Raw genomic sequence first — 12,102 nt, 5'->3', positions numbered from 1 at the left:
GCGCAGGCGGCCTGGGCGCGCGAACTCGATCCGGATCGCCTGAGCTTCATGCACGCCGTGCGCGTGATCAAGCGCAAGATGCCGCAAGCTGCGGCCGTTTCCCCCTGAGCGTTTGCCTGCCTGGCGCGAGGCCCTGCTGGCCGAGATCGCGCGCGGGCGCTGCGTGAGCAGTCGTGGGCGCCTGAACCCGCGCGGCGTCAAGCGCAAGATGAGCAACTTCAATGTTCGGCATCGCGGCGCAGCGCTCCATTTGCGGCATCAGCCAGTGCCGGTGCTTCGTATCTGAACAGTATTTCTGTTCGGTCTGACCTCGAAGGCCTTCGAAGGCGTCGAGAAGCTCGTTGAGCTGAACCTGCAAGTGGTCAAGGCCACGTTCGCCGAGAACGTCGACAACGCCAAGAAGGCCCTTGGCGCCAAGGATGCACAGGAACTGCTGGCCATCCAGGCTTCGCTGGTGCAGCCGGTTGCCGAAAAGACCCTGGCCTACACCCGTCACCTGTACGAAATCGCTTCGGAAACCCAAAGCGAGTTCACGAAGGTTGCCGAAGCCCAGCTGGCCGAAGGCACGAAGAACGTGCAAACCCTGGTCGACAACTTCGCCAAGAACGCCCCGGCCGGTTCGGAATCGACCGTTGCCATCGTGAAGTCGGCCATCTCGGCTGCCAACAACGCCTACGAATCGGTCCAGAAGGCCACCAAGCAGGCTGTTGAAATGGCCGAAAGCAACTTCCAGGCTGCAGCCACCGCCGCGACCAAGGCTGCCCAGCAAGCCAGCGCCACGGCCCGCACCGCCGCCAAGAAGCCGACGGCTGCTGCCTAAAGCACCGTAGTTCCAGCGTACCGGCTTCGGCCGGTCCGTTGGCAAAGCATCCTCGCCCTGCGCCTCTAGCATGGGTGCTTTGCCAACGGCAAGCGTAGACAAGACGCGGCGCCATCGCCCCGCTCTCTATCGCCCTGTACCGATGTCTCCTCGGTACCGATTCCTAAAGGTATCGTTCGGCCCGGCCCTGCAAGCAGGTAGCCGGGCGTTTTTTTGCCCGCTCGCTGCCGCAGCGATTGCTTGGCGGTTAATTGAATAATGAGGCAAAAAAGAAACCCGCCGATGGGCGGGCTTCTTCGTTGTGGCCGAGGCCGATCAACGCTTGCGCGGCGGTGGCACGTCCGTGCAGACGCCTTCGTAGATCTCGGCGGCCATGCCGATCGACTCACCCAACGTGGGGTGCGGGTGGATTGTCTTGCCGATATCCACGGCATCGGCGCCCATCTCGATGGCCAGGCACACTTCGCTGATCAGGTCGCCCGCATGGGTGCCGACGATACCGCCACCGATGATGCGATGGGTTTCCTCGTCGAAAATCAGCTTGGTGAAGCCCTCGTCACGCCCATTGGCGATGGCACGGCCCGACGCGGCCCACGGGAACACGCCCTTGCCGTACTTGATGCCCTGCGCCTTGCACTGGTCTTCGGTCAGGCCGGCCCATGCCACTTCCGGATCGGTATAGGCCACCGACGGAATCTGCTTGACGTCGAAGTAGGCCTTCTCGCCATGGGCCGCCTCAGCGGCCACGTGCGCCTCGTGCACGGCCTTGTGCGCCAGCATCGGCTGGCCAACGATGTCGCCAATCGCGAAGATGTGCGGCACATTGGTACGCAGCTGCTTGTCGACCTCGATGAAGCCACGGTCGGTCACGGCCACGCCGGCCTTCTCGGCGCCAATCTTCTTGCCGTTCGGCGTCCGGCCCACCGACACCAGCACGGCGTCGTAGCGCACCGGTTCGGCCGGGGCGCCCTCGCCTTCGAACTTGACGTAGATGCCGTCCGGCTTGGCTTCCACGCCAACCGTCTTGGTCTTCAGCATCACGTTATCGAAGCGATGCTTGTTCATCTTGTCCCAGACCTTGACCAGGTCGCGGTCGGCGCCCTGCATCAGCCCGTCGAGCATTTCCACCACGTCGATGCGCGCGCCCAGCGTGCTGTAGACCGTGGCCATTTCCAGGCCGATGATGCCGCCGCCGATGACGAGCATCTTGTTCGGGATGTCGCGCAGTTCCAGCGCGCCGGTCGAATCGAAGATACGCGGGTCTTCGGGGATGAACGGCAGCTTCACGGCCTGGCTGCCGGCCGCGATGATCGCCTTCTCGAAGCGGATCACGGTCTTCTTGCCCGTGGTGGCCTTGGCGTCACCTTCGGTTTCCTGCACTTCGAGGTGATGCGGGTCCAGGAACGTGCCGATACCGCGCACCACCTGCACCTTGCGCGACTTGGCCATGCCGGCCAGCCCGCCGGTCAGCTTGCTGACCACCGATTCCTTGTAGTGGCGCAGGCCGTCCAGGTCGATCTTGGCTTCGCCGAACAGGATGCCGTGCGCGGCCAGGGCCTTGGCCTCGTCGATCACGGCCGCGTTGTGCAGCAGTGCCTTCGACGGGATGCACCCCACGTTCAGGCAGACGCCGCCCAGCGAGCCGTAACGCTCGACCAGCACCGTGTTCATGCCCAGATCGGCCGAACGGAAGGCGGCCGAGTAGCCGCCGGGGCCTGCGCCCAGCACCAGCATGTCGCACTGGATGTCGGCGCTGCCGCTGTGTTTGGCGGCCGTGGGGGCGGCCGCCGGCGCAGCGGCCGCAGCCGGGGCCGGGGCAGCCGCCGGCGCAGGTGCCGCGGCGGGTGCCGGCGCCGGGGCGGCGGCCGCGCCGCCTTCCACCGTGCAGATCACCGTGCCCTTGGCCACCTTGTCGCCCACCTTCACCTTGACGTCCACCACCTTGCCGGCGGCCGACGACGGCACTTCCATGCTGGCCTTGTCGCTTTCCAGCACGATCAGCGACTGCTCTTCCTCGACCGTGTCGCCGGCCTTGACCAGCACTTCGATCACTTCCACCGCGTCGAAATCGCCGATATCCGGCACCTTGACTTCGATCACACTCATGCTTTTCCTCCTGGGATGCGCGCCCTGCCCGCTCCGGGCTCAGGCCGCGTCGTCTTTGTTGGTTGCCGCGCCGCCGGGCTGCTGGGGCGTCTCATGGGGTGCCGCAAGAATCTTCACCGTGTGCACGTCGATCGGGCCAGCCGAGCTCTTGTCGAATTCGATTCCCGCGTCGACCCCGATCCGCGCAATATCGCCGGCGCCCAGTTCGGGCCGGTCGTACACCGCGTGCATGGCCCCGAGCGCATAGTTGCGGCCCGAGCCGATGCCCCAGAAACGGTCGAACGAAAACACCTCGCGGTAGGAATACACGCCAAAGATCCCGCCCGGATTTGCGATCAGGCAAACGATCTGCGATGACTCGTAAGGGTCGTCCTCGTCTTCCTTGGTGTTGATGAAGTACTCGTTCTTGAGCTTTTCATGCACCTTGAGGAAGGTCCGGAACACATCGTCGCGGGTCATCAGGCGGCATTCGTCGCCCATGCCCGTCAACAGTGCGCGCATGACCGGGAAATGCGCAGTGGTGCCCGCCAGCGCGACGAAACTCTCGCCCACGGGAATCACCTTCTGGTTGCGCTCGTAGGCACGCGACAGCCGCGTATCGCCGAACGTCACCAGCGCATCGGCCGCGATCGCCACCTCGTCACCCTTGCGTACGACAACGCAGGTAGTCATGGCTCGCCCCTTTGAATCTGTGCGGACAATCCCGCCGGACCCGCCGGCGGGTTGCTTCGGTACTTAGAGAAGAATCCGGCGGAAATCCGCCAGCAGCGCCGCAAAGTACGTATTGAAGCGCGCGGCCTCGGCGCCGTCGATCACGCGGTGATCCCACGACAGCGACAGCGGCAGCGTCAGGCGCGGCGCGAACTGCTTGCCGTCCCAGACCGGCTTCATGTACGACTTGCACACGCCCATGATGGCCACTTCCGGCGCATTGATGATTGGCGTGAAGTAGGTGCCGCCAATGCCACCCAGCGACGAGATCGAGAAGCAGCCGCCCTGCATCTGGTCAGGCTTCAGCTTGCCGTCGCGCGCCAGCTTGGCCAGCTCGCCCATTTCCTGGCTGATCTCGATCACGCCCTTCTTGTCGGCGTCCTTGATCACCGGCACGACCAGGCCGTTCGGCGTGTCGGCGGCGAAGCCGATGTTGAAGTACTTCTTCAGCACCAGGTTGTCGCCGTCCAGCGATGCGTTGAAGTTCGGGAACTTCTTCAGCGCCGCCACGGTGGCCTTGATCATGAACGCGAGCATCGTGACCTTGATGCCGGCCTTCTCGTTTTCCTTGTTCAGCTGCACGCGGAACGCTTCCAGGTCCGTGATATCCGCCTCGTCGCAGTTGGTGACGTGGGGGATCATCACCCAGTTGCGGTGCAGGTTGGCGCCCGAGATCTTCTTGATGCGCGACAGCGGCTTCGATTCCACTTCGCCGAAGCGCGTGAAATCGACCTTCGGCCACGGCAGCAGGTCCAGGCCGACGCCCGAGCCACCGCCGGCAGCGGCCGCCGGGGCAGCGGTCTGGCCCGACATCACGCCCTTGACGAAGTTCTGCACGTCCTGCTGGGTGATACGGCCCTTCGGACCGGAGCCCGGTACGCGTGCCACGTCCACACCCAGTTCACGTGCGAACTTGCGCACGGACGGGCTGGCGTGGGCGGCCTTGCCGGTCACGCCCTGGGCCGGCGCAGCGGCCGGGACCGGGGCCGGGGCGGCAGCTGCCGGCGCGGGTGCCGGTGCCGGTGCAGCAGCAGCCGGGGCGGCAGCGGGTGCTGCGGCCGGCGCCGGGGCTGCGGCGGCGCCGCCAGCGGCTTCCAGGATCAGGATCAGCGTGCCTTCGGACACGTTGTCGCCCACCTTGACCTTGACTTCCTTGACGGTGCCACCCTGCGGGGCCGGCACGTCCATCGTGGCCTTGTCGGACTCCAGCGTCACCAGCGCGTCTTCGGCGTTGATCTGGTCGCCCGGCTTCACGTGCACTTCGATGACGGGAACGGCGTCGTAGTCGCCGATGTCCGGCACCTTGACCTCGACCGTGCCACCGCCAGCCGGCGCGGCTGCGGGAGCAGGCGCCGGGGCGGCGGGCGCCGGCGACGGAGCCGCGGCGGCAGGCGCCGGGGCGGCGGCCGGAGCCGGAGCCGGAGCAGGCGCCGCCGCGGCGGCGCCGGCAGGCTCCAGCATGACCAGGACGGTGCCCTCGGCCACGTTGTCGCCCACCTTGATCTTGACTTCCTTGACCGTGCCGGCCTGCGGCGACGGTACGTCCATCGTGGCCTTGTCCGATTCCAGCGTGACCAGCGCGTCTTCCGCGTTGATCTGGTCGCCCGGCTTCACATGCACTTCGATGACGGGAACGGCGTCGTAGTCGCCGATGTCCGGCACCTTGATTTCAATCGCTTGACTCATTCAGTGTCTCTCCTGGGCAGCCGGCACCCTGGTTCGTTACGCTCAACACGACAAACGCAATCGGCGAGGTTACTCTCGCCGCACGCATCTGTCACGCTGCCGCGCATCACCTGCGCCGCGGGGCACCGCCGGGCCAGCCGGGGGCGCCCGCGGCGCGGCGGGTGGCCGCGCTGCGGGGGTTCAGTCGTGCAAGTCCGGGGAATCAGACCGACATCGGGTTCGGCTTGTTCGGGTCGAGGTTGTACTTCTTGATGGCTTCCGCCACCTTTTCGCGACCGATCGCACCTTCGTCAGCCAGCGCCTTCAGCGCGGCCACCGTCACCCAGTTGCGGTCCACTTCGAAGAAGTGACGCAGCTTCTCGCGGGTATCCGAGCGGCCGAAGCCGTCGGTGCCCAGCACCACGTAGCGGCGCGGCACGAACGGACGGATCTGCTCGGCGAACGCGCGGATGTAGTCGGTCGATGCGATGACCGGGCCACGCACGCCCTTCAGCTTCTGGGCCACGAACGACTCGCGCGGCGCTTCCGTCGGGTGCAGCAGGTTGTGGCGCTCCACGGCCTGGCCTTCGCGGGCCAGTTCGGTGAAGCTCGGGCAGCTCCAGATGTCCGATTCCACGCCCCAGTCCTTCTTGAGCATGTCGGCGGCGGCGATCACCTCGCGGAAGATCGTGCCCGAACCCAGCAGCTGCACGCGCGGCGCATTGCTGTTTTCCACGCCCTTGCGGAACTGGTACATGCCCTTGACGATGTCCTTTTCCACGCCAGCCGGCATTTCCGGATGTTCGTAGTTCTCGTTCATCACCGTCAGGTAGTAATACACGTCTTCCTGTTCGGCATACATGCGGCGCAGGCCGTCCTGCATGATCACGGCCAGCTCGTACTGGAACGTCGGGTCGTACGAGATGCAGTTCGGAATCACGGCGTGGAACACGTGCGAATGGCCGTCCTCGTGCTGCAGGCCTTCGCCGTTCAGCGTGGTCCGGCCCGACGTGCCGCCCAGCAGGAAACCGCGCGAGCGCATGTCGGCCGCGGCCCAGCACAGGTCGCCGATACGCTGGATGCCGAACATCGAGTAGTAGATGTAGAACGGGATCATCTGCACGCCGTGCGTCGAATACGACGTGGCGGCGGCGATCCAGTCGCACATGGCGCCGGCTTCGTTGATGCCTTCCTGCAGCACCTGACCCGTCTGCGATTCCTTGTAGAACATCAGCTGGTCATGGTCTTCCGGCACGTACTTCTGGCCTTCCTGGTTCCAGATACCTACCTGGCGGAACAGGCCTTCCATGCCGAACGTGCGCGATTCGTCCGGCACGATGGGCACCACGTGCTTGCCGATCTGCTTGTCCTTGAGCAGCGTGTTCAGGATCCGCACGAAGGCCATCGTGGTGGACACTTCGCGGCCTTCGCCGGTGGCCTTCAGCAGCGCGTCGAACGCCGACAGTTCGGGCACCTTCAGCGCTTCGGCCTTCTGGCGGCGGGCGGGCAGGTAGCCGCCCAGGTTCATGCGCGCCTGGCGCATGTATTCCAGTTCCTTCGAGCCTTCCTCGAAGGTCAGGTACGGGACTTCCTCCAGCTTGTCGTCCGGCACCGGGATGTTGAACTGGTCGCGGAACGCGCGGATGGCGTCCACCGGCATCTTCTTCTGCTGGTGGGCCACGTTCATGGCCTGGCCGGCATCGCCCATGCCATAGCCCTTGATGGTCTTGGCCAGGATCAGCGTCGGCTGGCCCTTGTGCTCGCTGGCCGCCTTGTAGGCCGCGTACACCTTGTGCGGATCATGGCCGCCACGGTTCAGGCGCCAGATGTCGTCGTCGGACCAGTCGGCCACCATGGCCTTCAGCTCCGGCGTGTTGAAGAAGTGCTCGCGCACGTAGGCGCCGTCCTTGGCCTTGAAGGTCTGGTACTCGCCGTCCACGCAGTCCATCATGCGCTTCATCAGCAGGCCCTTGGTGTCGCGCTGCAGCAGCTGGTCCCAGCGGCTGCCCCACACCACCTTGATCACGTTCCAGCCCGAACCGCGGAATTCCGATTCCAGTTCCTGGATGATCTTGCCGTTGCCGCGCACCGGGCCGTCCAGGCGTTGCAAGTTGCAGTTGATCACGAAGACCAGGTTGTCCAGCTTTTCGCGGCCGGCCATGCCGATCGCGCCCAGCGATTCCGGCTCGTCGGTCTCGCCGTCGCCCAGGAAGGCCCACACCTTGCGGCCTTCGGTGTTCACCAGGCCACGGCTGCCCAGGTACTTCATGAAGCGGGCCTGGTAGATGGCCATGATCGGGCCCAGGCCCATCGACACGGTCGGGAACTGCCAGAAATCCGGCATCAACCACGGGTGCGGGTACGACGAGATGCCCTTGCCGTCCACTTCCTGGCGGAAGTTGTCGAGCTGTTCGACCGTCAGGCGGCCCAGCAGGAAGGCGCGCGAGTACACGCCCGGAGCCGAGTGGCCCTGCACGAAGACCAGGTCGCCGCCGCTCTGTTCCGACGGCGCGCGCCAGAAGTGGTTGTAGCCCACGTCATAGAGCGTGGCCGCCGAGGCGAACGACGAGATATGGCCGCCGACGTTGGTGTTCTTGTTGGCGCGCAGCACCATGGCCATCGCGTTCCAGCGCGTGTACGAGCGGATGCGGTGCTCGATGTCCTGGTCGCCCGGAATGCGTGCCTGCTGCTCCACCGGAATGGTGTTGATATACGGCGTTTCGGCGTGGAACGGCTGGGTCACGCCGTTCACGCGTGCGTATTCGATCTGCTTGTCGATCAGGAAGGCGGCGCGGTCGGAGCCTTCCGCGTTCAGGACGCCCTGCAGGGCGTCCAGCCATTCATGCGTTTCCTGGGGATCTGCGTCGTTGGCGCTGCTGGCGCCGAGGATCTGCTCTGGTACAGCGGACATGACTGTCTCCTGGGTAAATTCCTGCCCCGGCGCCCGCCCGGTATGGCGGATCTCGGTTGGCCGGTCTGACGGTGTTGACGTCGCAGCGGAGCCCTTGCCGCGGGGCCCTGGCATCGGTTCACTGGCCAGGACCGGGATCTTTCGCATCGGGTCGTGTCGCCCGGATCCTCATCGGCTCAAGCACACGGCTCCGCCCGCATTGTTCGGTCGAAGCGATTCTATGGAAGCACAGCAACGGCTGACAAGCTAAATTTTCAGATTACGAAGTCCTTTCTTATAATGTGAAATATTGCGGCAGTGCACCAGAAACCGCATGCACGCGCCGTCAAACGGCCTGGTGGATGTGCGAATCCGCCTGTGCCGGATAGGCGCTTTCCCCAAGCGACGCACCGCAATAAAGCCGATACACTGGTTGGCTGACCGTCAATCCCCTATGCAGTTCTTCGACCGAATCCTCTCTGGCCTGCGAACGGCCATCCTGCCACCGAATTCCGCCGGTACCGTCAGCGATTCCGCCCAGGGCGTTGCGCCCGGCGTGGCGCGCGCGGGCCATGGCGACCCACATGGCGGTCACGACGACCACCCTGGCCACGGCGAACATGCCGATCACGCCGACGTCATGGAACCGCTGGCCGCACCGCCGCGCCGCCTGTGGATCATGCGCTGGCGCAATCTGGTGGCGACCAGCTGGTTCATGTTCATTCCGCTGGTGGCCATCGTGCTGTTCACCGTGGCGATGGGCGTCATCCTGTGGTCGCTGCACGAGACCGAGCGCCAGCAGCAGCGCGACTCGCTGTACCGTGACGCCGCCTGGGCCCAGCAGCGTGTGCGGCTATCCCTGCTGAGCAACCAGGACCAGATGGCTTCGCTGGCGCGCGACATCGCCGCCGCGCAGCTGGACCAGGGCGCGTACCGCACCGCCGCCCAGGAAATCCTGCGCGAAAACCCCGAAATCGTTTTCATCAACTGGCTCGACGCCACCAAGCGGGGCCGCTGGTCGCTGCCATCGACGTCCGAATTCGCTGGACGGCTACGGGAGACTGTCGACCAGCCGCTGGAACCCGAGGTACTGGACACCTTCGATGCCGCGCGCGAGACCCAGCGCGTGGTCTATTCCCGCCCGTTGACCAACGACCGCGGCGACAGCTTCATGCTGATGGAAGTGCCGATCGTGCGCGACAACGAGTTCCTGGGCACGCTCGGGGCGCTCTATTCGATCAACGGCATCCTGACCCACCTGCTGCCGCCCGAGCTGACCGAGCGGTACCGCTTTTCGCTGATCGACAAGAACAACCAGACGCGCGCCAGCACGTCGGTGCGGCCGGTGCCGGGCAATGCGCTGTCCTACGAGGTGCTGCTCGACCCCCCGGGCCATTCGCTGTCGCTGCGCGCCGACGCCTATCCGCCGCCATCGAACCTGCCCAACAACATGCTGCTGTGGCTGGTGGTGGGGCTGTCATGCTTCCTGCTATGGAGCCTGTGGAGCATGTGGCGGCACACCAGCCGGCGCTCCGAGGCGCAGCGCGCGCTGCTGGCCGAGACATCGTTCCGGCGCGCGATGGAAAACTCGATGCTGATCGGACTGCGGGCGCTTGACCTGAACGGCCGCATCACCTACGTGAATCCGGCGTTCTGCCGCATGACAGGCTGGACCGAGCCCGAACTGGTGGGCCGCATCCCGCCCTTCCCCTACTGGCCGCCCAACGACCAGCAGGAAATGCAGAAGCAGATCGACCTGACGCTGCAGGGCAAGTCGCCGGCCACCGGCTACGAAATGCGCGTGATGCGCCGCGACGGCAGCAGCTTCTTCGCGCGGATGTACGTGTCGCCGCTGGTGGATAGCCGCGGCCGTCATACGGGCTGGATGAGCTCGATGACGGACATCACCGAGCCCAAGCGCGCCCGCGAGGAACTGGCCGCCGCGCACGACCGCTTCACGACGGTGCTGGAAAGCCTGGACGCCGCGGTGTCGGTGCTGGCCACCGACAAGGCCGAACTGCTGTTCGCCAACCGCTATTACCGCCAGCTGTTCGGCTGGGAGGCAGAGGGGCACCTGAAACTGGCGGGCGACGACTTCGACAAGGAACAGATGTCGAGTGACAACACCGATTTCGTCGACGCCTACGCCGGCCTCCCCGCCTCGGAATTGATGCCGTACGCGTCAGACGCCCGGGAAGTGTTCGTGCCCGACATGCAGAAATGGTTCGAAGTGCGCCGCCGCTATATCCAGTGGGTGGACGGACACCTGGCGCAGATGCAGATCGCCACCGACATCACGGTCCGCAAGGCCGCCGAGGAAATGGCGCGCCAGCACGAGGAACGCCTGCAGTTCACCAGCCGCCTGACCACCATGGGCGAGATGGCGTCGTCGCTGGCGCACGAGCTGAACCAGCCGCTGGCCGCCATCAATAACTACTGCATGGGCGCCGTGGCGCGCCTGCATTCGGGCCGCAGCACGCCCGAAGACCTGATCCCGGTACTGGAAAAGACGTCAGCACAGGCCGTGCGGGCCGGCACCATCATCAGCCGCATCCGCGGCTTCGTGAAGCGCAGCCAGCCCCAGCGGCGCGAGGCCGCCCTGCACGACATCGTGGCCGACGCCGTGGGCCTGGCCGACCTGGAAGCCACGCGCCGCCGCGTGACCATCCTGACACGCCTGCCCGCCCCGCCGACGATGCTGTATGTGGACCCGGTGCTGATCGAGCAGGTGCTGGTCAACCTGCTCAAGAACGCCGTGGAAGCCATGGCCGGCCTGCCGGCGATGCGCGCGGCCGGCGTGGTGCGGCTCCACGCGCGGATCGAGAATGTCGAGTTCGGCCAATCGGTCTGCATCGACGTGATCGACCAGGGCCCGGGCGTGGACGAAGCCACCAAGGAGCGCCTGTTCGAGCCGTTCTTCAGCACCAAATCGGACGGCATGGGCATGGGCCTGAACATCTGCCGGTCGATCATTGAATCCCACCAGGGCCGTCTCTGGGTGGAAAACAATGTGGACGGCATCGGTTGTACGTTTAAAATCACCTTGCCGCTGCAGCCCGCGCTACACGAGCAATAAGCTCCGGAGCGCCCCCGGGCATGCCGGACGACCCTCTGCCGCGGGGCATCGGGAGGCCGTCCGGACGATTTGACTGGGGGTGTTGCGCGCCGCCGCATGCAGTTACACTTCGTTGCAAACGACTTTGCCCCAGGAGACTTCATGACCGCAACGCCCAGCCCAACGCCGCATCGTGGCGAGACCGTCTTCATCGTCGACGACGATGAAGCGATGCGCGACTCGCTGACCTGGCTGCTAGAGGGCAACGGCTACCAGGTGCGCAGCTTCAACAGCGCCGAGCAGTTCCTGTCCGCCTACGACACCAGTTCGGTGGCCTGCCTGATCCTGGACGTGCGCATGCCCGGCATGAGCGGTCCGGAGCTGCAGGAACGCATGATCGCCGAGAACATCGACATCCCCATCGTCTTCATTACCGGCCATGGCGACGTGCCGATGGCGGTGTCGACGATGAAGCGCGGCGCGATCGATTTCATCGAAAAGCCGTTCGACGAGTCCGAACTGCGTGCGCTGGTGGAACGGATGCTGCAAAAGGCCCGCACCGACCATTCCGCCGCCCGCGAGCAGCGCGCCGCCAAGGATCTGCTGTCCAAGCTGACCACGCGCGAGCAGCAGGTGCTGGAACGCATCGTGGCCGGCCGCCTGAACAAGCAGATCGCCGACGACCTGGGTATTTCCATCAAGACCGTGGAGGCGCACCGCGCCAACATCATGGAAAAGCTCAACGTCAACACGGTGGCCGACCTGCTGCGCCTGGCACTGTCGCGCAACAGCTGACCGGGCTGCATTCCCCGACGCGCCGGCTGCCCGTGCATCGCCACGGCGCGGCCGGCGCCG

The 12,102-nt window shown here is 65.5% G+C and carries 7 protein-coding genes; 3 read left to right on the top strand and 4 right to left on the bottom strand.

Annotated features, from left to right (window positions below):
* Nucleotides 1-295 precede the first annotated feature (295 nt).
* Nucleotides 296-820 (top strand): TIGR01841 family phasin PhaP1, encoded by a 525-nt coding sequence (phaP1, locus tag D9X30_RS17505; RefSeq protein WP_153948445.1) that lies wholly within the window; start codon nt 296-298, stop codon nt 818-820.
* Between the two features lie 315 nt (nt 821-1,135).
* Here the strand turns inward: phaP1 and lpdA are convergent, their stop codons facing one another.
* The 4 genes from lpdA to aceE form a co-directional block, all read right to left on the bottom strand.
* Nucleotides 1,136-2,926 (bottom strand): dihydrolipoyl dehydrogenase, encoded by a 1,791-nt coding sequence (lpdA, locus tag D9X30_RS17500; protein ID WP_153948444.1) that lies wholly within the window; start codon nt 2,924-2,926, stop codon nt 1,136-1,138.
* 39 nt (nt 2,927-2,965) lie between these two features.
* Complete coding sequence (locus tag D9X30_RS17495; protein WP_228770958.1) at nt 2,966-3,598, bottom strand: Ntn hydrolase family protein; 633 nt, start codon at nt 3,596-3,598, stop codon at nt 2,966-2,968.
* A 63-nt stretch (nt 3,599-3,661) separates the two neighbouring features.
* Nucleotides 3,662-5,323, bottom strand: a complete 1,662-nt coding sequence (aceF, locus tag D9X30_RS17490) for a dihydrolipoyllysine-residue acetyltransferase (protein WP_153948443.1) — start codon at nt 5,321-5,323, stop codon at nt 3,662-3,664.
* A 202-nt stretch (nt 5,324-5,525) separates the two neighbouring features.
* On the bottom strand, nt 5,526-8,213 hold the full coding sequence (gene aceE / locus D9X30_RS17485; RefSeq protein WP_153948442.1) for a pyruvate dehydrogenase (acetyl-transferring), homodimeric type: 2,688 nt from the start codon (nt 8,211-8,213) through the stop codon (nt 5,526-5,528).
* A gap of 433 nt (nt 8,214-8,646) precedes the next feature.
* Here aceE and D9X30_RS17480 point away from each other — a divergent pair, with 433 nt between their 5' ends.
* Nucleotides 8,647-11,268 carry a PAS domain-containing sensor histidine kinase gene (locus D9X30_RS17480; protein WP_153948441.1) on the top strand — a complete coding sequence of 874 codons (2,622 nt, stop codon included), beginning with the start codon at nt 8,647-8,649 and terminating at the stop codon, nt 11,266-11,268.
* Nucleotides 11,269-11,409: 141 nt separating this feature from the next.
* A complete protein-coding gene (locus D9X30_RS17475; protein ID WP_101682117.1) occupies nt 11,410-12,042 on the top strand; it encodes a response regulator transcription factor in 633 nt (210 codons plus the stop codon).
* Nucleotides 12,043-12,102 lie beyond the last annotated feature (60 nt).

It is taken from the genome of Cupriavidus sp. U2, from assembly GCF_009663685.2.
GTDB lineage: Bacteria > Pseudomonadota > Gammaproteobacteria > Burkholderiales > Burkholderiaceae > Cupriavidus > Cupriavidus necator_C.
Note: the sequence above shows the minus strand (reverse complement) of the source record. Positions and strands in the feature narration are given on the sequence as shown.